Annotated in this window: 24 protein-coding genes; 9 read left to right on the top strand and 15 right to left on the bottom strand. The window is 55.8% G+C overall.

The window, feature by feature from the left end:
• Positions 1 to 17: 17 nt before the first annotated feature.
• Both ptsP and rppH read right to left on the bottom strand, forming a co-directional pair.
• Positions 18 to 2,264: a phosphoenolpyruvate--protein phosphotransferase gene (gene ptsP / locus IM284_RS16535; RefSeq protein ID WP_028014285.1), complete on the bottom strand. Its 2,247-nt coding sequence runs from the start codon at positions 2,262 to 2,264 to the stop codon at positions 18 to 20.
• A 12-nt stretch (positions 2,265 to 2,276) separates the two neighbouring features.
• On the bottom strand, positions 2,277 to 2,807 hold the full coding sequence (rppH, locus tag IM284_RS16530; RefSeq protein ID WP_013098553.1) for an RNA pyrophosphohydrolase: 531 nt from the start codon (positions 2,805 to 2,807) through the stop codon (positions 2,277 to 2,279).
• Between the two features lie 683 nt (positions 2,808 to 3,490).
• Between rppH and mutH the strand changes: the two genes are divergently transcribed.
• From mutH to IM284_RS16515, 3 genes are all read left to right on the top strand, one after another.
• Entirely contained in the window at positions 3,491 to 4,183 is a 693-nt protein-coding gene (gene mutH / locus IM284_RS16525) for a DNA mismatch repair endonuclease MutH (protein WP_028014286.1), read from the top strand.
• A gap of 128 nt (positions 4,184 to 4,311) precedes the next feature.
• Positions 4,312 to 4,530, top strand: coding sequence for a YgdI/YgdR family lipoprotein (locus IM284_RS16520; RefSeq protein WP_014885085.1), 219 nt, complete (start codon positions 4,312 to 4,314; stop codon positions 4,528 to 4,530).
• A 131-nt stretch (positions 4,531 to 4,661) separates the two neighbouring features.
• Positions 4,662 to 5,702 carry an NADP(H)-dependent aldo-keto reductase gene (locus IM284_RS16515; protein WP_028014287.1) on the top strand — a complete coding sequence of 347 codons (1,041 nt, stop codon included), beginning with the start codon at positions 4,662 to 4,664 and terminating at the stop codon, positions 5,700 to 5,702.
• Between the two features lie 45 nt (positions 5,703 to 5,747).
• Here the strand turns inward: IM284_RS16515 and lplT are convergent, their stop codons facing one another.
• Positions 5,748 to 6,941: a lysophospholipid transporter LplT gene (lplT, locus tag IM284_RS16510; RefSeq protein ID WP_047367462.1), complete on the bottom strand. Its 1,194-nt coding sequence runs from the start codon at positions 6,939 to 6,941 to the stop codon at positions 5,748 to 5,750.
• Positions 6,934 to 9,093 carry a bifunctional acyl-ACP--phospholipid O-acyltransferase/long-chain-fatty-acid--ACP ligase gene (gene aas / locus IM284_RS16505; RefSeq protein WP_047367461.1) on the bottom strand — a complete coding sequence of 720 codons (2,160 nt, stop codon included), beginning with the start codon at positions 9,091 to 9,093 and terminating at the stop codon, positions 6,934 to 6,936. The genes lplT and aas overlap by 8 nt, the downstream gene beginning before the upstream one ends.
• 623 nt (positions 9,094 to 9,716) lie before the next feature.
• Between aas and galR the strand changes: the two genes are divergently transcribed.
• Positions 9,717 to 10,733 (top strand): HTH-type transcriptional regulator GalR, encoded by a 1,017-nt coding sequence (gene galR / locus IM284_RS16500; protein WP_028014290.1) that lies wholly within the window; start codon positions 9,717 to 9,719, stop codon positions 10,731 to 10,733.
• Here the strand turns inward: galR and IM284_RS16495 are convergent.
• Positions 10,694 to 11,179: a GNAT family N-acetyltransferase gene (locus IM284_RS16495; RefSeq protein WP_193055845.1), complete on the bottom strand. Its 486-nt coding sequence runs from the start codon at positions 11,177 to 11,179 to the stop codon at positions 10,694 to 10,696. The genes galR and IM284_RS16495 overlap by 40 nt on opposite strands.
• 220 nt (positions 11,180 to 11,399) lie before the next feature.
• On the opposite strand from IM284_RS16495, the gene IM284_RS16490 reads away from it, so the two are divergent.
• Complete coding sequence (locus tag IM284_RS16490) at positions 11,400 to 12,437, top strand: LacI family DNA-binding transcriptional regulator (protein WP_028014292.1); 1,038 nt, start codon at positions 11,400 to 11,402, stop codon at positions 12,435 to 12,437.
• Here IM284_RS16490 and lysA read toward each other — a convergent pair.
• Positions 12,407 to 13,669, bottom strand: coding sequence for a diaminopimelate decarboxylase (gene lysA / locus IM284_RS16485; protein ID WP_047367459.1), 1,263 nt, complete (start codon positions 13,667 to 13,669; stop codon positions 12,407 to 12,409). The genes IM284_RS16490 and lysA overlap by 31 nt on opposite strands.
• 122 nt (positions 13,670 to 13,791) lie before the next feature.
• Between lysA and IM284_RS16480 the strand changes: the two genes are divergently transcribed.
• Positions 13,792 to 14,718 (top strand): LysR family transcriptional regulator, encoded by a 927-nt coding sequence (locus IM284_RS16480; protein WP_045260912.1) that lies wholly within the window; start codon positions 13,792 to 13,794, stop codon positions 14,716 to 14,718.
• Here the strand turns inward: IM284_RS16480 and IM284_RS16475 are convergent.
• Positions 14,713 to 15,405, bottom strand: a complete 693-nt coding sequence (locus IM284_RS16475) for an aspartate/glutamate racemase (RefSeq protein ID WP_047367458.1) — start codon at positions 15,403 to 15,405, stop codon at positions 14,713 to 14,715. The two genes, IM284_RS16480 and IM284_RS16475, sit on opposite strands and share 6 nt — an antisense overlap.
• Positions 15,406 to 15,538: 133 nt before the next feature.
• On the opposite strand from IM284_RS16475, the gene IM284_RS16470 reads away from it, so the two are divergent.
• Positions 15,539 to 15,862, top strand: coding sequence for a cupin domain-containing protein (locus tag IM284_RS16470; protein WP_028014296.1), 324 nt, complete (start codon positions 15,539 to 15,541; stop codon positions 15,860 to 15,862).
• Between the two features lie 37 nt (positions 15,863 to 15,899).
• On the opposite strand, the gene wzz(fepE) is transcribed toward IM284_RS16470, so the two are convergent.
• From wzz(fepE) to IM284_RS16440, 6 genes are all read right to left on the bottom strand, one after another.
• The gene (gene wzz(fepE) / locus IM284_RS16465) at positions 15,900 to 17,024 is read right to left on the bottom strand and encodes an LPS O-antigen length regulator Wzz(fepE) (protein WP_028014297.1); all 1,125 of its coding nucleotides are present in this window, start codon (positions 17,022 to 17,024) and stop codon (positions 15,900 to 15,902) included.
• A gap of 186 nt (positions 17,025 to 17,210) precedes the next feature.
• Entirely contained in the window at positions 17,211 to 18,626 is a 1,416-nt protein-coding gene (locus IM284_RS16460) for a sugar porter family MFS transporter (protein ID WP_028014298.1), read from the bottom strand.
• Between the two features lie 313 nt (positions 18,627 to 18,939).
• Positions 18,940 to 19,701 carry a 2-dehydro-3-deoxy-D-gluconate 5-dehydrogenase KduD gene (gene kduD / locus IM284_RS16455; RefSeq protein ID WP_003862835.1) on the bottom strand — a complete coding sequence of 254 codons (762 nt, stop codon included), beginning with the start codon at positions 19,699 to 19,701 and terminating at the stop codon, positions 18,940 to 18,942.
• 63 nt (positions 19,702 to 19,764) lie between these two features.
• Positions 19,765 to 20,601, bottom strand: a complete 837-nt coding sequence (gene kduI, locus IM284_RS16450; protein ID WP_047367457.1) for a 5-dehydro-4-deoxy-D-glucuronate isomerase — start codon at positions 20,599 to 20,601, stop codon at positions 19,765 to 19,767.
• A 235-nt stretch (positions 20,602 to 20,836) separates the two neighbouring features.
• A complete protein-coding gene (locus IM284_RS16445; protein ID WP_028014300.1) occupies positions 20,837 to 22,015 on the bottom strand; it encodes an acetyl-CoA C-acetyltransferase in 1,179 nt (392 codons plus the stop codon).
• A 93-nt stretch (positions 22,016 to 22,108) separates the two neighbouring features.
• On the bottom strand, positions 22,109 to 22,975 hold the full coding sequence (locus IM284_RS16440; RefSeq protein WP_045629969.1) for a LysR family transcriptional regulator: 867 nt from the start codon (positions 22,973 to 22,975) through the stop codon (positions 22,109 to 22,111).
• 104 nt (positions 22,976 to 23,079) lie between these two features.
• Between IM284_RS16440 and IM284_RS16435 the strand changes: the two genes are divergently transcribed.
• Together IM284_RS16435 and IM284_RS16430 are read left to right on the top strand one after the other, a co-directional pair.
• The gene (locus IM284_RS16435; RefSeq protein WP_041908370.1) at positions 23,080 to 23,541 is read left to right on the top strand and encodes a multidrug/biocide efflux PACE transporter; all 462 of its coding nucleotides are present in this window, start codon (positions 23,080 to 23,082) and stop codon (positions 23,539 to 23,541) included.
• Positions 23,542 to 23,660: 119 nt separating this feature from the next.
• Positions 23,661 to 24,890 carry an amino acid permease gene (locus IM284_RS16430; RefSeq protein WP_047367456.1) on the top strand — a complete coding sequence of 410 codons (1,230 nt, stop codon included), beginning with the start codon at positions 23,661 to 23,663 and terminating at the stop codon, positions 24,888 to 24,890.
• 36 nt (positions 24,891 to 24,926) lie between these two features.
• Here the strand turns inward: IM284_RS16430 and IM284_RS16425 are convergent, their stop codons facing one another.
• Positions 24,927 to 25,199: a GNAT family N-acetyltransferase gene (locus IM284_RS16425; RefSeq protein WP_047367455.1), complete on the bottom strand. Its 273-nt coding sequence runs from the start codon at positions 25,197 to 25,199 to the stop codon at positions 24,927 to 24,929.
• 10 nt (positions 25,200 to 25,209) lie between these two features.
• Positions 25,210 to 25,440 carry a 4Fe-4S mono-cluster protein YjdI gene (yjdI, locus tag IM284_RS16420; RefSeq protein WP_041908367.1) on the bottom strand — a complete coding sequence of 77 codons (231 nt, stop codon included), beginning with the start codon at positions 25,438 to 25,440 and terminating at the stop codon, positions 25,210 to 25,212.
• Positions 25,441 to 25,616 lie beyond the last annotated feature (176 nt).

Below are 25,616 nucleotides of genomic sequence, written 5' to 3'. Positions count from 1 at the left end.
GAGAGGACGAAAGACGATTAGCGACCACCGCGGATCAGGCCGCCCATGCCGCGCCGTTCCATAAATGCCGCCACCTGGTGACGAACCTCTGCGGCCAGCTGCGCCTCAAGGCTGCGCTCAGCCAGCTCGCGGGCATCATTGATGTCGATATGCCGCAACAAATACTTCACGCGCGCTACTGCGCGGCCGTTCATTGACAGATGACGATACCCCAGACCAATCAGGATCGCGACGCACATCGAGTCTCCGGCCATTTCACCGCACAGGCGGAGATCAATACCGTACTGTTCAGCCTCACGGGCAATCATCGCCAGCGCGCGAATGATCGCCGGGTGCAGGCTATCGTAGATACTGGCGACGCGGGTGTTGTTCCGGTCGACGGCCAGAATATATTGCGTCAGGTCGTTGGTACCAACCGAAATAAAATCAACGCGATTTGCCAGCTGCGGCAGCATAAAGACCATAGATGGCACTTCGAGCATGACGCCGATCCGTGGTTTCGGGATCGCATAGCCAATCATCTCTTCCACTTCACGACCAGCACGTTCGATCAGGCGCCGCGCTTCGTCGATTTCATCTATGCTGGTGACCATCGGCAGCAGGATACTGAGATTGCCCGTCGCGGCGTTGGCGCGCAGCATCGCGCGCACCTGGATCAGGAAGATCTCCGGCTGATCGAGCGTAATACGGATCCCGCGCCAGCCCAGACACGGGTTCTCTTCGCTGATGGGCATATACGGCAGCTGTTTATCCGCCCCGACATCCAGGGTTCGCAGGGTGACAGGCTTGTCGTTGAACATCTGCAACATCCCCTGATACTGCGCCACCTGCTCCTCTTCGGAGGGGAAACCGCTCTGCAGCATGAAGGGGATTTCAGTACGGTATAAACCGATCCCGTCGATGCGGCTGCCAAGCTTCTCTTCGTGCTCGGGGCTTAAGCCGGCGTTGAGCATAACTTTGATCCGCTCTCCGCTTTTCAGCTGCGCGGGCAGGTTAACGTCATCTTCCGCCAGCTTGCTTAATTCATTCTCTTCGCTGATGAGACGCTGATATTCCTGGAGCAGAACCGGCTCAGGATCGACCAGCAGTTCACCGCGGTAACCATCAACCACCAGCGTGCGGCGGTGCAGCACCGAGGGCTGAATATCCGCCCCCATGACGGTGGGGATACCGAGCGCGCGCACCATAATGGCGGCATGGGAGTTCGCTGCACCATCACGTACGACAACCCCGGCGAGTCTGTCCTGCGGCAGCTCGGCCAGTGTTGTTGCCGAAAGTTCATCGGCCACCAGCACAAACCGTTTTGGCCAGGCATTCGGCCCCTGAATGGTATCATCGAGGTGGAACAGCAGGCGCTGTCCCAGCGCGCGGAGATCTCCCGCCCGCTCTTTCAGATAACCGTCGGTCAGGGCAGCGAACTGCTCGGCAAATTTTTCGATGACCTTTTTAACCGCCCACTCCGCGACTGCGCCTTTATCAACCTCAGCAAAAAGCTCACGGCGCAGACGCGCGTCGGAAAGCAGGTGCGAGTAGAGGTCGAAGATGGCCGCCGTCTCTTTTTGCGCACCAGCGGCAAAGCGCTTGCTGTAGCGACGGAACTCATTGGCCGCCTCTTCCAGCGCGGCGGTAAGACGCTCGCGCTCCAGCGCTTCATCAAGCGTAGAGGCTTCGTAGACCTGCTCCATCAATGGCAGCGTGGCGTCCATCCAGCCTTCCGCAATCGCCACCCCTGGTGATGCCGGAAGGGCGCGAATGCGCGTATGGCGGTACTGACCAAAGAGCGCAGCAAGCTGAGACTGGGAGAGGATCGCCGCCATCTGTGTCGCCAGCGTGACGAGGAAGGACTCTTCGCTTTCATCATACTGACGCAGCTCGCGCTGCTGGACGACCAGCACACCGAGTAGCTGACGACGCTGAATAATCGGCACACCCAGAAACGCGCGGAAGCGTTCTTCTTTTACGGAAGGGATGTATTTAAAGCTGGGATGTTTTTGCGCGTCGGCAAGGTTGATAGGTTCAGCCAGCCGCCCAACCAGACCGACGATACCTTCATCAAATGCGAGCGTTACGGTGCGCCCCCGCGGCTTTTTCAAACCGCGAGTCGCCATCAGGTAATAGCAGCGCCGATCGTGGTCGGCCAGATACACCGAACAGACCTCGGTCTCCATCGCAAGACAGATGTCAGTGACCAGAATATTCAGCGCCTCGTTGAGGCGCGGAGCGCTGGCCACCTTCTCGACTATTTCTCGCAAGCGGGTGAGCATGATTTGCGTAGCTTAACCTCTTTTACGTCGCCAGGCAGGTGCGCTCTGCGGCTTAGGCGGGATCTCCTGAAGCTGCATCACCACACTTGCAAACTCTTTCATCACCCTACGGTAAACATCGCGCTTAAATGACACGACCTGACGAACAGGATACCAATAGCTCACCCAGCGCCAGCCATCGAACTCCGGCGTACTGCTGGTTTGCATATTGATGTCCGAATCGTTGCCCACCAACTGCAGAAGAAACCACTTCTGTTTCTGGCCGATACAAACCGGCTTTGTGTCCCAACGCACCAAACGTTTCGGTAACTTGTAACGCAACCAGTTGCGGGTCGAGGCAAGGATGCGAACATCTTTTCGGCTTAAACCGACCTCTTCAAAAAGCTCCCGGTACATCGCTTGTTCTGGGGACTCTCCCGGATTGATCCCGCCTTGCGGGAACTGCCAGGAGTGCTGACCATATCGACGGGCCCACATGACCTGGCCCTGACGATTACAAATTACTATTCCTACGTTCGGGCGGTAGCCATCGTCATCAATCACCGGACTACCCCAAACTAAACCTTATATATGAATGATTGTTTCACACTACAGTGAGGCGGTAAACCACTCTCTTACAGGCCTGCAACCTAATAACATTTGAATAACTCACAAATAAGCGCAGAGTTATAAACAGATATGCGGTCTCAAGGGCAATTTTATTCACCTTTTCTGTGGATATAGTTGTGAAGAAGTGTCTGATTACCGATGAACAACCTGAAATGGCCTCTGCCCTCCCGTTTCTCACCTTCATCATAAAGCTATATTTTTCATGATGTTATATTCATACCGACAAACAAAATGCAGAATAGCGTGACGATCGTCACAGCAGGGATCGTCGTGCTGATGAAAGATCGAACAGCGTCGGTTTTATCCACAGATTGTGCCAATAAGTTAGGCACAATTTGTCTGAAATTTGGATTTTCGTCGCACGTCAAGGCTGTAAATTGAAACAGTAGTCAGGGTTATGCCCAGTTATCCCATTTTTCTGTGGATAACATGGTGTAAGATCCTGTTTATTGTCAGTGACCAGATTTGAACAACCCGTTTTGCGTCCCTGATGAAACCGTGAAAAATTCATAAAAAAACCTATAAATCATGCACATGGAATATTGGTACAGAAAAAGTTAAACTCTATCCACAGGGGACTGTTTCTTCGTTTATTTTTTAATCAAAAGGTTATCGTCATGCATCCGCTTTCACCCTTGCTCTCACCGCCTTCGAGCGAAAGCCAGTTGCTACAGCAGGCTCAGCGCCTTGCAGGCTTCTCGCTGGGCGAACTGGCGGCGATGGCAGGGCTACAGATCCCGAAGGATCTGAAACGAGATAAGGGCTGGATCGGCATGCTTCTGGAGCTGTGGCTGGGGGCAAGCGCCGGGAGCAAGCCAGAGCAAGATTTCGCGGCCCTTGGCGTAGAGTTAAAAACTATTCCTATCGACCGCCAGGGTCGGCCCCTGGAGACTACCTTTGTCTGCGTTGCGCCCTTAACCGGCAATACCGGCGTAACGTGGGAAACCAGCCACGTGCGCCATAAGCTGAATCGCGTGCTTTGGGTTCCGGTTGAAGGCGAACGGCAGATCCCGTTAGCTGAACGCCGCGTTGGCGCGCCGCTGCTCTGGAGCCCGGATGAAGAAGAGGAGCATCAGCTGCGCCTGGACTGGGAAGAACTGATGGACATGATTGTGCTCGGTCAGGTCGAGCGAATTACCGCCCGGCACGGAGAAGTGTTACAGCTGCGCCCGAAAGCGGCAAACAGCAAAGCGCTTACCGAGGCGATCGGCGCGATGGGCGAACCCATACTGACGCTACCGCGCGGTTTTTATCTCAAAAAAAATTTCACCGGCGCGCTGCTTGCTCGTCATTTCTTACTTAAAACATAGTTTTTTACTTATTTTGCGAGCTCACAAACATAATCGCCTGGTTTTTAAGATTTTACCGCTTCACCCTGTTGCTATAACGGGTTAATACTACACTATGATTTGATACGAGCCAGATGAGGACGATAACGATGAAAAAATGGGCGGTGTTAATTTCAGCAGTCGGGTTGGCGTTTGCCGTTTCGGGCTGCAGCAGTGATTATGTCATGGCGACGAAAGACGGCCGGATGATCCTGACTGACGGTAAACCTGAAGTCGACGATGATACTGGTCTGGTCAGCTACCACGACCAGGCAGGCAATAAAATGCAGATCAATCGCGACGAAGTCTCGCAAATTATTGAGCGATAACAGTCGGAGGTCAGTAGCCTACTGGCCTTTTTGATTTTTTTCTTCCCCTTTTGCTTCCCCTCTGCCATGTTTATATTCCTTTGTCGGGAGGTTCCTGACGCGGTCTACATGTCTATTGAAGGAAGCCGGCTATGCATTATCACCGTATCCCCCACAGCGCTCTGGAGATAAGTCAACTGGGGTTGGGCACGATGACATTTGGTGAACAAAACAGCGAAGCCGATGCCCATGCACAACTCGATTATGCCGTCAGCCAGGGGATTAACCTGATTGATGTCGCAGAGATGTACCCTGTGCCTCCACGCCCTGAAACGCAGGGACTTACCGAAACCTATGTCGGTAACTGGCTGGCAAAACGCGGTAACCGAGAAAAGCTGGTTATCGCCTCGAAAGTGAGTGGCCCCGCGCGAAACAACGATGCCGGGATCCGCCCAAACCAAATCCTCGATCGCAAAAATATCCGCGCCGCGCTGGACGCGAGCCTGAAGCGCCTGCAAACCGACTATCTCGACCTTTACCAGGTCCACTGGCCGCAGCGTCCAACCAACTGTTTTGGCAAGCTCGGCTACAGCTGGAATGAGAGCGCCCCCGCCGTTACGCTGCTGGAAACGCTGGAGGCGCTGACCGAATGCCAGCGCGCGGGAAAAATCCGCTACATTGGCGTGTCCAACGAAACGGCCTTTGGCGTAATGCGCTATCTGCACCTGGCGGATAAACACGATCTGCCTCGCATCGTCACCATCCAGAACCCGTACAGCCTGCTTAACCGCAGCTACGAGGTGGGGCTGGCTGAAGTGACGCAATATGAGGAAGTGGAACTGCTCGCCTATTCATGCCTCGGTTTCGGCACCCTGACGGGGAAATACCTGAACGGAGCGAAACCGGCCGGGGCGCGTAATACCCTCTTTAGCCGCTTTACCCGCTACAGCGGCGAGCAGACGCAAAAAGCCGTTGCTGCCTATGTGGATATCGCGAAGCGCCACGGCCTGGATCCGGCGCAGATGGCGCTGGCCTTCGTGCGCCGTCAGCCGTTTGTTGCCAGTACCCTGCTTGGCGCGACGACCATGGAACAGCTGAAAACTAACATTGAGAGTTTCCATCTGAACCTGAGTGAAGAGGTGTTAGCGGAGATTGAAGCGGTGCATCAGGTTTATACCTATCCTGCGCCGTAGCTGATGCTTTTGCCGGGTAAGGCGAAGCCGCCACCCGGCTACTTATTAACGGCGACGCTGCCAGATCCACAATCCCGCAATCGCCGCCGCGAACAGCCCACCAAATCCGACGCCAATCGCCACCACCGGGACACCCACTTTTACCGCCAGCGAGTAGAGCCCCAGCATTAACAGCATGGCCAGGTTTTCACCGAGATTTTGAACCGCAATGGCATTCCCCGCCCCGACGGTCTGCTTGCCACGCGCCTGGAGTAACGCATTCAGCGGTACCACAAAGAAGCCCCCCAGAATACCAATCAGGATCAGCAGAGCATAAGCGGGCAATAACGCATGCTGCAGCGAGAAGATAAGCACCACGAGGCCAATCAGGATCCCCGCTGGCATGCAGCGTGCGACCGTTTCAAGCGTCACCAGCTTCGCCGCCGCGCCCGCGCCAGCCACAATCCCGATAGCCACCATCGCATTAAGATAGGTCGGCGTCGCATTGTCCGTAATTCCCAGCGCCACCGGTACCCACAGAACCAGCAGGAAGCGCAGCGTGACGCCTGCCCCCCAGAACATACTGGTTCCCATCAGGGAGAAACGCGTTTCCCCGTTACGCCACAGCACGCGGCACGCGTTAAAGAAACTGCCGGTCATCGGTTTAAAGCGCCAGGACTGGCCCGGACGAGCCACCGGCAGCTTCGGAATAAACAGGTTAGCCACGACCGCCCCACCATACACCACTGCACACACGCCCAGGGCAGCCAGAACATGCCAGTCGGCCAGCACGCCACCCGCGACGGAGCCGAGGAGGATAGCGGCAATCGTTGACGACTCCATCAGGCCGTTGGCCTTCACCAGCTTATCGCCCGTGGTCAGTTCTCCGAGAATGCCATACTTCGCTGGGGAGTAGGCGGCAGCACCGATGCCCACCAGCGTATAGCCAATAAACGGATTGAAGCCGAAGCAGATACTGGCAGCGCCCAGCAGCTTGAGACCGTTGGCAAACATCATCACCCGGCCTTTGGGGAAACTGTCCGCCACCTGCCCCACAAACGGGGCAAAGATAATGTAAGCGCCCACAAACACCATCTGCAGGATCGGCTGACTCCAGTCAGGGTAAAACTCGGCTTTCAGCAGCGCCAGCGTGGCAAACAGCAGCGCGTTATCACCGAACGCAGAGAGAAACTGCGCGGCGATGACCGCCATCATGCCTTTTGAACGCAGCGAGGTGTTAGTGTGTACTGACTCACGCATTTTGCTGTTCCGCCTCTTCAACCATACCTTTCAGGGTCACGAAATCGGGCTTCCCGCTTCCCAGCACCGGAAGCTGCTTCAGGTGGCGAATATCGCGCGGCACGGCCAGTTCAGGAATACCGTGTTCACGCGCATAGCTCAGTAACCTGTCGCGCTTAAGCTCAGCATCAGTGGTAAACAGCACCAGCGCCTCGCCTTTGCTGGCATCGCTCTTCACGACCGTGGCGTGCAACTTCTCGGCGGACACGGCCGTCGCCAGCTGTTCAACCATTTCCAGAGAGACCATCTCACCGGCGATTTTGGCGAAGCGTTTTGCGCGCCCCTGAATCTGTACAAAGCCTTGCTCATCGAAACGAACGATGTCACCGGTGTCGTACCAGCCGGTTTCAATCTCGCCGTTGACGTTTTCCGCCGTTGGCGCTTCCAGCACGCCTGGGTTTTCCACGCGCAGGTAACCGTTCATCACGTTCGGCCCTTTCAGCTGCAGGCGGCCACCGTCCTCAATGCCCGGCACCGCCAGCAAGCGCGCATCCATCCCCGGCAGAATTCGCCCCACCGTTCCCGGTTTCGCCGCCATCGGCACGTTAATCGAGACCACGGGCGCACACTCGGTAACGCCATAGCCTTCGAGGATGCGCAGGCCAAACTTGTCCTGCCAGATCTGACGCGTGCTCTCCTGCAGCTTTTCCGCACCGGCCACCACGTACCGAACGCGGAAGAAATCATACGGATTGGCGAAACGGGCATAGTTACCCAGGAAGGTTGAGGTCCCGAACAGGACGGTGCAGTTACGGTCATACACCAGCTCCGGCACGATGCGGTAGTGCAGCGGGCTGGGATAGAGGAACACCTCGGCACCGGTCAGCAGCGGCGTGAACAGCCCCACCGTCAGGCCAAAGGAGTGGAACAGCGGCAGCGCCGACATAAAACGGTCATTCGCGGTAAAGTCGGCAATGCTTTTGATCTGCTCAACGTTCGCCAGAATACTCTTGTGGCTGTGGACGACGCCTTTCGGGTTACCCTCCGAACCCGACGTGAAAAGGATAATCGCGTCATCTTCCGGCTGCTGTTTGACCTGAGCCAGATGCGGCACCAGCAGATGCGCAAAAATCCACAGCTTGTCGCCGGTGGTCACGTCCGCTTTTAGATCTTCCAGGAAGACCCAGCGTACCTGGGTCAGCTGTTCCGGCAGATGCCACAGCTTGCCTTTGTCCAGGAACTGTCGGGAGGTAAAGATGGTATTGATTTGGGCGGCGGTAATGGCGCTGGTCAGCCCCTTCACGCCCGCCGTGTAATTCATCATCGCCGGTATACGGCCACGGGAAACCGCACCAAAAATCACCGCCGCGCTGATGCCCGCGTTTGGCAGCATCAGGCCGATCTTTTCGCCCTTTTTGCTGTACTTCTCAAGAATGCGGCCCACGAACAGCGTCTTGGTCAGCAGTTTACGATAGGTATCCGGGGTAAAGTTGATGTCTTCAATGCAGTTTTTCTTCGCGCCGTAGCGGTACTGCGCCGAAAGCAGGGATTCATACAGCGTTTCACGCGGACGAACGGCCATGCGCGCTTCCATCATAATCTGGTGCAGCATTTCCCCGGCGATTTTACGGCGATCGCGGGCACGCGGCGCTTCCGGCATCGGTAACGACGTTGGCGGCAGGATATGCAGCGTGATTTTGGGGAACAGACGCTGCTTTACCAGCCCCTTAAGGCGGCTGAAATGGGTCAACTCTGCGCCTTCAATGCGCAGCGGCACCACGGTCGCGTTTGATTTCGCCGCGACAAACCCCGCGCCGTCGTAGATTTTCATCAGCGAACCGGTCACTGAAATGCGCCCTTCCGGGAAAATGACCACCGGACGCCCCTGCTCTACCAGACGTACCAGGTGTTTAATCATCATCGGCTTTGTCGGGTCAAGCGGTACGAAATCGATCAGTGGGGTGAGCCAGCGCATATACCACTGCTGGCTGATGGAGGTATAGACCGCAAACACCGGACGCACGGGCAGAAACAGCGCAAGCAGGATGCCGTCTATAAAGGAAACATGATTGGGTGTGATAAGAACGCGCTCGCCACGAAGCGCCTGGGCATCGCCAGTGACGCGGATGCGAAAAAGAATACGGAACAGTGTACGGAAAAACCCAAATAGCATCTCAACTCCCTTTGCCAGACAGTGTGGTGGGTTGACAGTAAATGGTGGCAGATTACACGAGAAGTGATATGGGAGCGACAGCAAAAATGGAGGCGAAAAAAAACCTGCGCATCCGCGCAGGTTGGTGCAAGAGATGAGTACGAAACCGTACTAAGAATTCTCACCAATCAATACCTCTGGGATCTTGATTGTGGCTGTTGACCCTGCGCTTCGCCAGCAGGAAAACGCAAGGGAATGAGCCGAAATGCAACCAGGTGTGAATATTCTCTTTTGCTGTTACAGGTTGAACGATCAGGCAAAAAAAACCTGCGTAAGAACGCAGGCTGGTGTAAGTCGTGTTAATCAACCGGAGTTGATTCCACCTATCAATACCTCTGGGATCTCGACTCTACCAACCTCTTTAACGTCATCGCCACCGGACAATCGCAACAGCCTGAGGCAAAGTGTAACTAAAGGTTCAGAATGACATTCTTCTGACATGACCAGGCGTGTAACGATTACACTACCAGGGTTGGTCTGCGTCACGTTTGTGGCGCGCGGAAACCGGCTTCCCTTGAATGGACGTCACTTTTCCGCAACACTATTCAGTGTGTAAACGCTTACCCCAAATAAGAAGGTTATAAATGGCGACAATAAAGGATGTGGCTCGTCTGGCAGGTGTGTCGGTAGCTACCGTCTCCCGCGTGATTAATGATTCACCCAAAGCCAGTGACGCATCACGCCAGGCGGTACAAAGCGCCATGGAAACCCTGAACTACCATCCGAATGCCAACGCCCGCGCGCTCGCCCAGCAGTCAACAGAGACTATTGGGCTGGTGGTGGGAGACGTTTCCGATCCCTTTTTCGGTGCCATGGTAAAAGCGGTTGAACAGGTCTCTTATCAGACGGGTAATTTTTTGCTGATCGGCAATGGCTACCATAATGAACAAAAAGAACGCCAGGCCATCGAGCAGCTGATCCGCCACCGCTGCGCTGCGCTGGTGGTACACGCCAAAATGATCCCGGATGCCGAGCTAATTCACCTGATGAAGCAGATGCCCGGCATGGTGATTATCAACCGTATTATCCCCGGCTTTGAAAAACGCTGTGTAGCCCTCGACGACCGCTACGGCGCCTGGCTTGCGACCCGTCATCTGATTCAACAGGGTCATACCCGGATTGGCTATCTCTGCTCCAATCACCCCATTTCTGATGCGGAAGACCGCCTGCAGGGCTACTACGACGCCCTGCGCGAAAACGGTCTGCCGTGCAATGACCGTCTGGTGGCCTACGGTGAACCGGATGAGAGCGGCGGCGAACAGGCCATGACGGAGCTGCTGGGTCGCGGACGGAATTTCACCGCGGTCGCCAGCTATAACGATTCGATGGCTGCCGGGGCAATGGGCGTCATGAATGACAACGGGATCGAGGTGCCAGCGGAAATCTCGCTGATTGGCTTCGACGATGTTTTGGTCTCCCGGTACGTGCGCCCGCGCCTGACCACCGTACGCTACCCCATCATCACGATGGCCACCCAGGCCGCAGAGCTGGCGCTGGCGCTGGCCGAACAACGCCAGCCGCCGGAGATTACCCATCTCTTCAGCCCAACGTTAGTGCGCCGTCACTCCGTTGCTGCGCCCGCTGACGCGCAGAGCGAATAGCGATACAGGTGTACCGTTTTATCCGGATATTCCAGCGCATCGCCAATATACTGCCAGCCGTAACGTTCATAGAAGTCGCGGCAGGCAGACCAGAGATGAAGTTCCTCGTACCCGGCCCGTGCGGCGAAGCGAATAACATGCTGCTGTAACTTTCCTGCCAGCCCCTTGCCGCGCGCCGCGTCGTCAACGTAGAGCGCCGCCAGCCAAGGACAGAGATCCTGACGGGTAATCAAATCACAGCGCCAGAGTCCCACCGTCCCGAGAAGCCGTTCATCCTCTACAGCGATAAAGGTCAGCGGCAGGGCACCCGGCGTCTGGCTGTGCTCGACGATGCTATGGAAAAAATCCCGCGCAAGCCCCTCGCCAAAGGCCTGCCAGAGCCAGTCGGTGACCTGCTCCGCATAGCGCGGTGCTGCGTAAAGCGGGAGAATGACGGTCTTTTTCACGTTTCACCTGCGTTTTTAATGAATATGCTGGTCTGACGCCTCCAGCCCGGTTTGGCGATTATTTTACCAGAGTCAGACTATTTAGTTTTACTTCCGGCAGGCCAGGCGAATCGTGACCAAAAAGCGTGATCGTGGCAGAAGTTTTGCGCTTCCCGCATCGCTTATACGCTGTCAGGTCTGTGTTAAACTGCAAACCATTACGTGGAAGCAGGAATGTAGAATGGCAACAATGCTGGATGTCTCACTGCGCGCGGGCGTGTCGAAGGCTACCGTCTCGCGCGTGCTGAACGGCACAGGTCAGGTTAAAGAGAGCACGCGTCAGCAGGTCTTTGCTGCGATGGAAGAGCTGGGCTACCGCCCAAACTTTCTCGCGCGTTCGCTGGCTAACCAGACCAGCAACAGCATTGGTCTGGTCGTCTCTACCTTCGACGGCTTTTACTTTGGTCGTCTTTTGCAGCAGGCGTCGCGGCAGACCGAAACCCACGGGAAACAGCTTATCGTCACCGACGGTCACGACGCGCCAGAGCAGGAAGAGCAGGCGGTGCAAATGCTGGCCGACCGCCAGTGCGATGCCATCGTGCTTTACACGCGCTATATGAGCGAAAAAGCGATCATCAAGCTGATTAATACCGTGCAAACGCCGCTGGTGGTCATCAACCGTGAAGTCAGTCAGGCACCGGAGCGCTGCGTGTTCTTCGAACAACAGGATGCCGCGTTTAAGGCGGTGGATTACCTGATCAATCAGGGCCACCGGGAGATCGCCTGCATTACCGTTCCGATCCACACCCCCACAGGTAAAGCACGGCTGATGGGCTACCGTAAGGCGCTGGAAAAGCACGGCATTCGTCTGGACGAGCGTCGAATAAAGTACGGTGATGCGGGAATGACGCGGGGCTATGAGCTGTGTAAGGAGCTGATTGCTGAAGGGGTGTCGTTCAGCGCGCTGTTTGCCTGTAACGATGATATGGCGCTGGGCGCGTCCAAAGCGCTGCATCAGGCAGGGCTTAAGATCCCGCAGGATATCTCCCTGTTCGGCTTTGACGATGCCCCAAGCGCAAAGTGGCTGGAGCCTGCGCTGTCGTCGGTTTATCTGCCGATAGATAACATGATCGTCACGGCTATCGATCAGGCGATCCGGCTGGCGAAGAACCAGCCGGTCGATGCGATCCCGCCGTTTACCGGCACTCTGGTATTACGCGATTCGGTCACAACGGGGCCGTACTTTAATCAAACGAGTTCCAGCGCCAGCAGTTCCTGAATGGTCTGGCGACGACGGATCAACCGCGCCTTGCCGTTATCAAACAGCACTTCCGGCAGCAGCGGACGGCTGTTGTAGTTCGAGGACATAGACGCCCCGTACGCCCCGGTGTCGTGCAGCACCAGGTAATCGCCCGGCTTCACCTCGGGCAGCGCGCGGGTTTCAACTTTGCCACCTTCCTGCTGGGTAAACACATCACCGGATTCACACAGCGGGCCTGCGACCACCGTCTCGCGGCGCGGCGCGTGCGTTAAATCGCGGCCATCAGCAGCCAGGGCGGTAATGTGATGGTAGCTGCCGTACATGGACGGACGCATCAGGTCGTTAAAGCCCGCATCAATCAGCACGAAGTGGCGGGAGCCCATCTCTTTGACGCTGCGTACCTGCGCCACCAGCACGCCGGCTTCGGCTACCAGGAAACGACCCGGCTCAATTTCCAGCTTCACGGCATGGCCCAGATGCGCGGCAATTTGATCGCGCGCGGCGCTCCACAGGCCGTAATAGTGATCGGTGTCGATCGCCTCTTCCCCTTCAAGATAAGGAATGGAAAGACCGCCACCGGCGGAGATCGCCTCCAGATCCTGACCGAAGTCGACAACCTGGCGCACCATCGCCCCGCACACCTGCTCCAGGTGCCCGTAATCGACGCCGGAGCCAATGTGCATATGAATACCGACCAGCTTCAGGCTGTAGCGCTGCAGTACCTCAAGCGCGGCAGGCATATCGGCATACCAGATCCCGTGCTTGCTGTTTTCGCCCCCGGTGTTGGTTTTTTGGCTATGGCCATGTCCAAAGCCCGGGTTGACGCGCAGCCAGACGCGATGGCCGGGTGAAACCTGCCCAAGCTGCTCCAGCATATCCACAGAACCGGCGTTCACCGGCACCTGCAGTTCATGCACGCGCGCAAGCGTGGCGTCGTCGATCACATCCGCGGTAAAGACGATCGCGTCAGGATCGGTTTTCGGATCAAAGCCTGCCGCCAGCGCACGCTCGATTTCACCCAGCGATACGGAGTCAACCTTCACGCCCTGCTCGCGCATCAGGCGCAGAATATGAATATTGGAGCAGGCCTTCTGGGCAAAACGCACCACGTCAAACTGATGCAGGGCGGCGATCTTCTCGCGAACGATCTGCGCGTCGTAGACCCATACCGGGCAGCCAAACTCGGCGGGCAGGCGCAGCAGGTTTTCAGCGTTCAAATCGGTATCCGTCTGGTTGAGCGGGCGTGGCATGGTCTTCTCCGGTTCAATTCATTTTTTATGATTACGCCACAGCGGAAGCAGAATAAAAAATATCGTTTTATCGCGAGTCTATGCAAAAATGATATGGACAGTTCCTTGCTTTCAGGTGCCCTATGCCCGCCGTCAATTTACGCCACATCGAGATTTTTCACGCCGTGATGACCGCCGGCAATCTCACCGAAGCCGCACAGATGCTGCATACCTCGCAGCCGACGGTCAGCCGCGAGCTGGCGCGCTTCGAGAAAGTGCTGGGGCTGAAGCTGTTCGAACGCGCCCGGGGCAGGCTTCACCCGACGGTGCAGGGGTTGCGCCTGTTTGAGGAAGTGCAGCGCTCATGGTACGGGCTGGACAGAATCGTCAGCGCGGCGGAAAGCCTGCGCGAGTTTCGTCAGGGCGAGCTGTCGATTGTCTGCCTGCCCGTCTTCTCTCAGTCCTTCTTACCGACGCTGCTCCAGCCTTTTCTGGCCCGCTATCCTGAGGTCAATCTCACCATCGTCCCGCAGGAGTCGCCTCTGCTTGAAGAGTGGCTGTCGGCACAGCGGCACGATCTCGGGTTAACCGAAACCCTCTCGACACCCGCAGGAACGGCGCGCACGGAACTGCTCGCGCTGGATGAAGTGTGCGTTCTGCCCGCCGGGCATCGGCTTGCCCACAAAGCAGTGCTGACGCCCGCAGATTTTCATGGTGAAAACTACATTAGCCTGTCGCAAACGGACAGCTACCGGCAGCTGCTGGATACGCTTTTTTCTGAGCATCAGGTGAAGCGGCGGATGGTGGTTGAAACCCACAGCGCGGCGTCAATATGCGCGATGGTGCGCGCGGGCGTTGGCGTTGCGGTCGTCAATCCGCTTACGGCGCTGGACTATGCAGGAAGCGGGATCGTCATCCGCCGTTTTAGCGTTTCCGTCCCGTTCACCGTAAGCCTTATCCGCCCGCTGCACCGTCCGGCTTCCGCGCTGGTGGACGCATTCACCGAACACTTAGTTGAGCATGCGCGTCAGGTGGCGCTTCGCTTACCTGACCTGCAAAACCCGTTATGACAGCATAAATTCCACGGCATCTGCCGCGTGAATGGCCGCGGTATCAAACACCGGGATGGGGCTTCGTTCGGCCGGCACCAGCAAACCGATCTCCGTGCAGCCGAAAATCACCCCTTCAGCCCCCTGCTGCGCCAGTTTATCTATTACGCTGACGTAATATGCGCGGGAGGTTTCGCTGAAAGTTCCGAGGCAGAGCTCGTCGAAGATAATCTGATTGATGCGCGACCGGTCCCCCTCATCCGGGATCAGGCTTTCAATCCCAAACTCGCTGTGCAAGCGCCCGCGATAGAAATCCTGCTCCATAGTGTAACGTGTGCCCAGCAAGGCCACGCGCGACATTCCCGAAGCGCGAATGGCGCGTCCGGTGGCGTCCGCGATGTGCAGGAACGGCAGCGAACAGCGCGCTTCAATGTGCGAGGCCACTTTGTGCATCGTGTTGGTACACAGCAGAATGCCCTGCGCCCCCGCACGCTCCAGCCCCAGCGCGGCATCAGCCAGGATTTCTCCGGCTTTATCCCATTCGCCGCTCGACTGGCAGGCTTCGATTTCATGAAAATCAACGCTGTGCAGCAGCAGGCTCGCGGAGTGCAGGCCGCCCAGACGCTGCTTTACGCCTTCGTTAATCAGGCGGTAATAAGGGATTGTCGATTCCCAGCTCATCCCACCTATCAGGCCAATCGTTTTCATCATCGCTCCTTATCTGTTTAAGCCAGTGAAGCAAACTTGTGATCCTGTTTCCAGTTCTTTATTACGTCGTTTTCTTTTTAAGCTGGCCAATGTAAATTAAATAAAACACTGTTTTATTATGAAGGGCAAAGCCATGTTTATGTTCCACAAAGAGACCGCGTCTGAAGATCTGGGGAACGGCGTTACGCGTCGCGTGCTGGCCCACGGCGGCAGGATGATGGCGGTTGAAGTACAGTTTGAGCAGGGCGCGATTGGCCCACTGCATAACCACCCGCACGAACAGTTAACCTATGTTCTCTCTGGTGAATTTGAGTTTACCATTGGTGAAGAGAAGCATGTCGTAACGGCGGGAGATACCCTCTACAAACAACCACATGTGATGCACGGCTGCGTCTGCCTCAGGGCCGGCACGCTGCTGGACACCTTTACGCCTGTTCGCGAGGATTTCCTGAAATAAAAAAGGCGCTGTTGCAGCGCCTTCATGTGTGCAGAATTTATTCCGTTACCGGCTCTGGCAATGGGTTTCGGCTGAGCATGGCCTCACGGAGTAATACGCTGCCGCAGGCAAACAGAGCGCCAAGGATCGCCGCCAGAATGACAATCATGCCTTTGCCCGGGCCGTCTTTTTTCACCGGCATCGATGGCGAAAGCTGATACCTGAATGGCTCAAGCTTAACGTCTGCGAAGGAGAGTTTTTTCAGCTGCGCCAGGTAATATTCCCGGTTCTGGAAGTCCGCGTTCAGCTCCGTCACATCCTTAAGATTTTTTTCAATCCTTAGCTTTTCCGCGATACCGTCAGCCCCGAGCGCAACGGAGTAATCCGGATCGTCTTTTATCCCTTGTCCGTTGCTATAAACGGGCTTCTTAATGCCCGCCGCATTCGCCACTTCCAGCGAATAGTTCAGCCGCTGCAGGTTGGTGTTATGCACATTGGTCAGACGAACGCGGTCGAGCGTCAGCTGCTGCTCTACCTCGTTCGTTTTGAGGGCGATCTGGTTGCGGATATTCTGCACCGTTTCTTTCTCAACAATTGCCGAGATATAGTTGATATACCCCTCCAGAACGGATTGGGCATCGGCTGCGGTCGGCGCAGTGAAGCTCAATGTCCAGGAGACGAAAGGCGCTTTATCCGCATCTTTTCCCTGAACATCATTCACCGCTTTCATTTTGTCTGCAATATTGACAACCGCACGGTGCAGTTCAAGCGGGTCCACTTGCGCATTCTTGAGCTGCGCCATCACGTAAGGGGAAGAGGTCATATACTCTTCAAGCAATGACTGCGACTGGAATTTTTTAATAAACAGGTCAAAGACTTCCTGACGGGTAACCGGCACCTTCACATCAAGAACCTGCAGCGCAACCATCATCTGGCTCAGCGGGTTCCACTGTGTCTGTTCCGCCGGAGTGATCACCGCTTTACTGGTCCATTTTTGCGGCAGTAGAAGCGCAATTGCCAGACCTGCCAGCGCGAAAACAAAGATAATGGTGGCAATACGTTTTTTCGCGGTAATCAGAATATCTAACAGGCCCAGAAGATCGATCTCTTTTGAACTGACTGCTGGAGGAGCATATGAGGGAAAATCGAGGTCCGTATTTTTTTTGAAATCCATTGCTGACATAGCCGTTCTTCTGTTTCGGGTGCAGTAAATTCCTGCCGGGTGAGTTCAGTTGCCCGATAATACAAGAAACTAAGAATAATCTGAACGCGAGAATGGACTATCTGAGGAATTGCTATCAAAGTTGGTAGTTATTCAGCATCACGCTAACAAAACGCCGGGTGGCGCTGCGCTTACCCGGCATTAACCTTACACGCCGATATTTCGCAGTTTCTCCCCGCTCATCAGCTTGCGTTCAATATGTTCCAGCGTCACGCCTTTGGTTTCTGGAATTAGCCAGAATGTCACGCCAATAAACGCCACGTTCAGCACCGTATAGAGCCAGAAGGTTCCCGCCGCGCCAATCGCATCCAGCAGCGTCAGGAAGGTCGCGCCGATGATCATGTTCGACACCCAGTTGGTGGTGGTGGAACAGGTGATACCAAAATCGCGACATTTCAGCGGCTGAATTTCAGAGCACAGGATCCACACCACCGGCGCGGCGCTCATCGCGTAGCCAGCAATACACATCATGGTCATGCCCACGGAGAGCCAGGAAAGGCCGCTGGACGCCGTGCCGTTATCAAACTGCATCAGGCAGTAGCCGAGGATCAGGGTGCCAAGCGCCATCACGCTAAAGCCAATTTTCAGCGCAGGCTTACGACCGGCCTTATCGACGGTGAACACCGCGATAAAGGTGGCGAACATAAAGGTCAGCCCCACCACCAGCGTGGCGATCATCTGCTGTTCGGTGGTGGTAAAACCGGCCATTTTGAAGATGCGCGGGGCGTAATACATGATGATGTTCATCCCCGTGAACTGCTGCATCGCCTGCAGCAACATGCCGAGGAACACCGCGCGGCGCACGTTGCGGTTAGCCTTAAACAGCGACCAGCCGCCCTGCTTCAGCTTCAGGCTTTCGCGGATCTCGTTCAGCTCTTCACGCGCTTTCTCAGACGTGTCGCGCAGCATGCGCAGCACCTCTTCCGCTTCCACGTGACGCCCTTTTTGCGCCAGCCAGCGCGGACTGTTGGGCAGGAAGATCACTAAAACAATCAGCACTACCGCAGGCAGCGCCAGCACGCCGAGCATCGCCCGCCAGTTACCGCTGTAGCTGAAGTACGTATCGGACAGGAACGCCAGCACGATGCCCAGCGTCACCATCAGCTGGTACATGCTAATCATCTTGCCGCGCACGTTCTCGCTCGCCATTTCGGAGAGATACAGCGGCGCGGTGTAGGAGGCAATCCCCACCGCCACGCCCAGCAGCACGCGGGAGAGCAGCAGCACTTCAACGTTAGTGGCAAACGCCGAACCTATGGACCCGGCAACAAACAGGACCGCCCCGACCATCAGGCTGTATTTACGCCCAAGGCGGAACGAAAGCCAGCCGTTAAACAGCGCACCGATGGCCGCGCCGAGCATCATGCTGCTCACCACCCACTCCTGCAGGCGGTTACTCAGCGTAAAGTGATCGGTAATAAACGGCAGCGCCCCGGCGATAACGCCGATATCCAGGCCGAACAACAAACCGGCCACGGCTGCCGCAATGGAGACAAACTGGTTCATGCGGCGGGTATCGCGCAGCGCGGCGGGCATCAGGGTAGAGTCATTTATAGATGTCATATTTTTCCTGCCTCAACAGCAAAATTCGTTAAATGAAATTACGAGATAGCGGGGAAAAGTGTCAGGCCGGAATTCGTGAAGATATGGATTATTTCGCTATGGCATAGCGATCTGTGATGGACATTACAATTTCAACTAATGCTGGATAATCACCTTATTTTACTAACACCTTAATTTTTCAGTAATAAAAGTGTGATGGCAGTCATCTATGATTTTTAAGTATGGATTTTTCGTGTTTATCAATATGGACTTTGACAAATTTTAAGCAAAAAAAACCTCCGCCGAAGAGCAGAGGTTTTTGTCATAAGTAGGGTTATCGCGCCAGCCAGCCGCCATCAACCGCGACGGTATAACCATTGATATAGTCCGATGCCGGGGAAGCCAGGAACACTACCGGCCCCATCAGATCGCTCGGCAGCCCCCAGCGGCCCGCCGGAATACGCTCCAGGATCGCCGCACTGCGTTCTTCGTCCGCGCGAAGCTGCTGGGTGTTGTTGGTGGCCATGTAGCCCGGCGCAATCGCGTTGACGTTGATGTTGTGCTGCGCCCATTCGTTCGCCAGCAGGCGGGTCACGCCCATCACCGCGCTTTTCGACGCGGTGTAAGACGGCACGCGGATGCCGCCCTGGAAGGAGAGCATCGAGGCGATGTTAATGATCTTGCCGCCCTTGCCCTGCGCGATGAAGTGCTTCGCCGCCGCCTGGGACATAAAGAATACGCTCTTGATGTTCAGGTTCATGACATCGTCCCAGTCGGTCTCGCTGAAGTTAATCGCGTCTTCACGGCGGATCAGCCCCGCGTTGTTGACCAGAATGTCGATATGGCCAAATTCCGCCACCGCGCGATCCAGCAGCTCCGGAATAGCGTCGATTTTACGCAGGTCGGCGGTCAGGCTGAGAAAACGGCGGCCCAGCGCGGTTACGCGTTCGATGGTTTCCGTGGGCTCAACGATGTTAATCCCGACGATATCACAGCCCGCTTCCGCCAGGCCTAACGCCATCCCCTGGCCCAGTCCGGTGTCACACCCGGAAACCACGGCCACTTTACCCTGCAGAGAAAATGCATCCAGAATCATGTTTGTTCCTTACTCTTTCAGCGCCTGTCATCAACAGGCAGATGTATGCTTAACTGCCCGCGACTAGCGCAGATCCTTAACCGCGACGTGGTCCATATCATCGAAGACCTGGTTTTCTCCAACCATCCCCCAGATGAAGGTATAGGCTTTCGTCCCCACGCCGGAGTGAATAGACCAGCTGGGTGAAATCACCGCCTGCTCGTTATGCATGACGATATGACGGGTTTCCTGAGGCTGTCCCATCATGTGGAACACGCAGGCGTCTTCATCCATGTTGAAGTAGAAGTAGACTTCCATGCGGCGTTCGTGGGTATGGCACGGCATGGTGTTCCACAGGTTGCCTGGCGCAAGCTCGGTCAGCCCCATGCTGAGCTGGCAGGTTTCCAGCACATCCGGCACGAAGTATTTATTGATGGTGCGACGGTTGCTGGTGAGGTTGTCGCCCAGCGTCACGGGCGCAACGTCCGCGGGCGTTACTTTTTTGGTTGGATAAGCGGTATGCGCCGGGGCGCAGTTGTAGTAAAACTTCGCGGGTTTACTGCCGTCGATGCTGGCAAAGACCACCTCTTTCGCCCCTTTGCCGACGTACAGCCCGTCGCGATGGCCAATCTCGTAGCACTGGCCGTCCACGGTAATCGTGCCCGGCCCGCCAATATTAATCACGCCCAGTTCACGACGCTCCAGGAAGTAGCTTACGCCCAGCTGCTTGCCTACTTCACCGCCCACGGAGACGGTTTTCGCCACCGGCATAATGCCGCCCACGATAATGCGGTCGATGTGGCTATAGACCATGGTGTACTTATCGGCTTCGAACACCTGCTCAATTAAAAACTCGCTGCGCAGTCCCTGAGTATCCAGCGCTTTGGCGTGCGCGCTGTGGATGCTTTGTCTGACGTCCACGGTAACCTCCAGATGTGGTCATGCCCGAAGGCAGAAATTAAACGAAACGACGTTTCGTTTTATGATGAGCACATACTAGCGGCATAAAATAGGGTTTTCAATTGCAATTAAAACAACGTTTCATTTTTTATTTTTGTTTATAACAGAAATGACGCGCGGATCACGATTACTTCCCATGAAGAGAAGAACACGATAAAAAAAACCTCCCGAAGGAGGTTTTTTAAGTGAGGAGAAATTAGCGTTCGATGGCGAGCGCCACGCCCTGTCCGCCGCCTATACAGAGGGTAGCGATCCCTTTGCGCGCGTTTCGCTTTTTCATTTCGTGGACCAGCGAAACCAGGATTCGGCAGCCGGACGCGCCGATGGGATGCCCTAACGCAATTGCACCGCCGTTCACGTTGACCCGCAGCGGATCCCACTCCAGCATTTTGCCGACCGAGATCGCCTGCGCGGCAAAGGCTTCGTTCACTTCGATCAGATCGACATCCGAAAGTTGCCACCCTGCGCGCTCCAGGCAGCGACGGGTAGCGTAGACCGGCGCAATCCCCATCAACGCTGGATCCACGCCCACGCTGGCAAACGCCTTAATGCGGGCCAGCACGGGGAGATCGAGCTCAAGGGCTTTGCTTTCGCTCATCATCATCACGGCGGCGGCACCGTCGTTAATGGACGAGGCATTGCCTGCGGTGACCGAGCCCTGTGTTTCAAACGCGGGGTTCAGTCTCGCCAGGCCTTCCGCGCTGGCATCCGTGCGCGGCTGTTCATCGGTATCGACGACGATCGCCTCGCCGTTCTGACGCTGCGTGCTGACCGGGACAATCTCGTCGCGAAAGCGACCGGAATCAATCGCGGCACGCGCTTTTTGCTGCGAACTGAGCGCATAGGCGTCCTGCAATTCGCGGCTAATGCCGTACTCGCGCGCCAGGTTTTCTGCCGTCACGCCCATATGATAGTCGTTGAACGCATCCCACAGCCCGTCATGCACGAGGCTGTCGAGCAGTTGGCTGTTACCCAGCTGCGCGCCGGTTCGGCTATCGGTGAGAACGTGCGGCGCGCGGCTCATGTTCTCTTGTCCGCCAGCTATAACCACATCCGCTTCACCGCACTGAATGGCCTGGGTGGCGAGATGCAGCGCTTTTAACCCTGAACCACAGACGTCGTTGATGGTAATGGCGGAAACGGTGTTGGGCAGCCCGCCCTTCAGCGCCGCCTGACGCGCAGGGTTTTGCCCGGCACCGGCCGTGAGAACCTGCCCCAGGATCACCTCATCAACTTCATGGGCTGCGATCCCGCTACGTTCCACCAGCGCTTTAACGACCACGCTCCCCAGGTCAACCGCCGAGTGACGCGCAAGCGCTCCCTGAAAACAGCCGATAGCCGTACGCAACGCACCCACTATTACGACATCTTTCATCACGACCTCTGTGTTAAATGACATGACGATAGTAGAGGATTGTTACTGGCAATTATCTTAATTGTTTAAAAATAGTGAGTTTAATCACAAGGATTAGCGTGCATCCTGCAGATACTGCCGCAGCCAGCTTCCGGCCACGCCGGGAGGGGATCGTTTATTCCACAGCAGATCGATGCCGATCGCCCGTGGCCAGCCGGGAACATTGAGCTGTACCAGCGACTTCGCAGCGGCGAATTCATCCACCAGCGCGCACGGCAGCACGCACCAGCCGAACCCCTGGACGGCCATACTCAACAGTAACAGGTAGTTCGGCGCTGACCAGACGGGCCCGCGCGCGATCTCAGCCTCGCGCTCAAGGTAGGTGCTGAGCCTCAGCTCCCGCCAGCCGTGCAGCTCGTCGCTCTGCACCTCGTGTTGTCCGGCGAGCGGATGCGTGGTCGCGGCATATATCGCCATTCGGGTCTGCACCGGCAGCCGGGTAGCGCCAATATCCGTAGGATAACCGTCTCGCGCTTCCGTCAGCCCCACCTGCGCGCGCTCCTTTTGCAGCAGATCGATCACGTCCTCTTCCTCGCCAATCAGGCATTCGAACTCCGTGTGGGGAAAGCGAGCGTCAAACTGCTTCATCAGATCTTCAAGCACGTCGGGGTTGAGGGTATCGGAGAGGACAAACGTCAGACGCGCCTCCGTTTGTGCCGTTAACGACACCGCCAGCTCATCCAGCCGCGTGCTGGCGGCGAGGATGGCCTGCACATATCCCAGCACCTGTTCTCCCTGGACCGTTAACACCGGCTGGCGCGCCGAGCGGTCAAACAGTTCGAAACCCAGATCGGCTTCAAGGTTGGCAATGGAGGTGCTGATCGTCGACTGGCTTTTACGCAGCCTGCGCGCGGCAGCAGAGAAAGAGCCTGCCGCAACGGTCTCAACAAACGCGGTAAGAGCTTCAGGTGAATAGCGCATAGACTATCTACTTTATCGATGGATACTATCTTTAATATATCAGCTTTAGCGATAAAAATAGGCTGCATCAACGCCCATACCGGTGAATAAATGAGGTCTACACTATGCAACATCAGGATGCACTCCAACGTAAGCTGCCGGAGCGGATCTTTCATGCTGTCTGTTTCGAAGGGATTGCCACGGCAATTCTCGCCCCCACGGCGGCATGGCTGATGCAGCGCTCGGTGGTGGAGATGGGTGGGTTAACCATTATCCTGGCTACCACCGCCATGCTCTGGAACATTATCTATAACTTCGGCTTCGACCGTTTCTGGCCTGTCCAGCGTGTAAAACGTACGGCAAAAGTGCGCGCGCTGCACGCCCTGGGGTTCGAATGCGGGTTTATTGTAATCGGCGTGTCGATTGTCGCCGCCGTGCTGGGCGTGACCCTGCTTGAGGCATTCACGTTAGAAATTGGTTTCTTCCTGTTCTTCCTGCCATACACCATGTTCTATAACTGGGCATACGATAACCTGCGTGAGAAATTCCTTAAGCGTCGCCAGCAACGACGCGCTCTGGCAGGCTAAACCCCCGCTGGCCGGACGCCTGTTCCGGCCAAACTCCGTCGAAGCAACTGCGCTCTTCAGGCATAACTATGGTAAATTGCACGCCATTCTGATGGTTTGTTAGTTGAAACGTTGCTCTAATGTCGAAAATTTGGTCAAAAGATGAGACTCTCTGGAGTTTCGCTCTCTATGGCACGGCCGTGGGCGCAGGAACGCTGTTCTTGCCCATTCAGCTGGGCTCCGCAGGCGCTATTGTCCTGTTTATCACCGCCCTCGTGGCCTATCCGTTAACCTACTGGCCGCACCGGGCGCTGGCGCAATTTATTCTCTCGTCAAACACAAAAGGTAATGAAGGGATCACCGGCGCCGTCTCCCACTACTATGGTAAGAAGATTGGCAATCTGATCACCACGCTCTATTTCATCGCCTTTTTTGTGGTGGTGCAGATTTATGCGGTGGCCATTACCAACTCGTTAACCGAGCAGTTGGCAAAACACCTGACGGTGGATACCGCCGTTCGCGTGCTGGTCAGCCTGGGGGTGGTGCTGGTATTGAATCTGATTTTCCTGATGGGACGGCATATCACGATAAAAGTGATGGGCTTCCTGGTGTTTCCGCTGATTGCCTATTTCCTGTTTGTCTCGATCTATCTCACCGGAAGCTGGCAGCCCTCGTTGCTCACCAGCCAGATGGCTTTCGATCGCCAAACGCTGCATCAGGTATGGATTTCAATTCCGGTGATGGTGTTTGCCTTTAGCCATACCCCGATTATCTCAACGTTTGCCGTTGACCGTCGCGAGAAGTTTGCCGACGGTGCCATGAATAAATGCAAGAAGATCATGAAGGTGGCGTACCTGATTATCTGCCTGAGCGTGCTGTTCTTTGTCTTCAGCTGCCTGCTCTCTATCCCACCGTCTTATATTATGGCCGCCAAAGAGCAGGGGGTGACGATTCTGTCAGCGCTGTCGATGATGCCGTCTTCCCCAGCCTGGCTCGGCATTTCCGGGATTATCGTGGCGATCGTAGCGATGTCGAAATCGTTCCTCGGCACCTATTTTGGGGTGATTGAAGGGGCGACGGAGATCGTGAAGTCGTCGCTAAATCAGGTGGGGATTAAAAAGAGCCGCGCCTTTAACCGCGCGATTTCCATTATGGGAGTGTCGTTAATCACCTTTGCGGTCTGCTGCATTAACCCGAACGCCATCTCGATGATTTACGCCATCAGCGGCCCGCTTATCGCCATGATCCTGTTTATCATGCCGACGCTGTCGACGTATCTGATCCCTTCTCTGAAACCGTACCGCTCAATTGGCAGCCTGCTGACGCTGGTCGTCGGCGTGCTGTGCGTGTCGGTGATGTTTGTTGGCTAGACGTACTCGTGCCCGGCGTGCTGCCGGGCGCGTTATTTACGCCCGAATATCGTCATATTCCCGCGTCTTATCAAACTCATGCTTCGCAAACGGGCACAGCGGAATAATTTTGCGGTTCTCACCGCGCATCTTCTCCACCACTTTCGCCACCAGCTGTTTACCGACGCCCTGCCCTTTCAGGCTCTCATCCACATCAGTATGCTCGATAATGCTCAGGTGCTCGCCGGTCGGCACGAAGACAACCTCTGCGACCTGGTTGCCGTTCTCATCATTCACGTAAAACTTGTTATGGCCTTCCAGAATATCCATGGTTCCTCGCTTATTTTTGGCGATACTTCAGCGCACCGCTCGGGCAGGTATCAATCACGCGTACAACCGTTTCAACGTCCACTTCATCGGGAATGATCCACGGCTTACGTTTCAGATTAAACAGCTTTGCGCTCCCACGCACGCAGTTACCTGAGTGTTTGCAGATCCCGGTATTAAAGTAAACGTCAATTTTCTCGCCGGTATAGGCCCGGTACCCCTCATCCAGTAGTTCTTTATCCATGACATTGCCTCTGTAATTATTATCGTGCTGAATGAAGCATAGCCTTACGGGATCCTGATGGCTATAACGCCGAAAACGAAAAGCCAGGTCACAACTCTTTTCTCGCCAGATTGCGTCCGCTATTGGCACATGTCAGGCTCCGCAAATCTCTCACTTTCATAGGGCTAGCACAGGTT

The organism is Enterobacter cloacae complex sp. P12RS (genome assembly GCF_014895875.1).
Taxonomy (GTDB): Bacteria; Pseudomonadota; Gammaproteobacteria; order Enterobacterales; family Enterobacteriaceae; genus Enterobacter; species Enterobacter bugandensis.
This window is presented reverse-complemented; position numbering and strand designations above follow the sequence as displayed.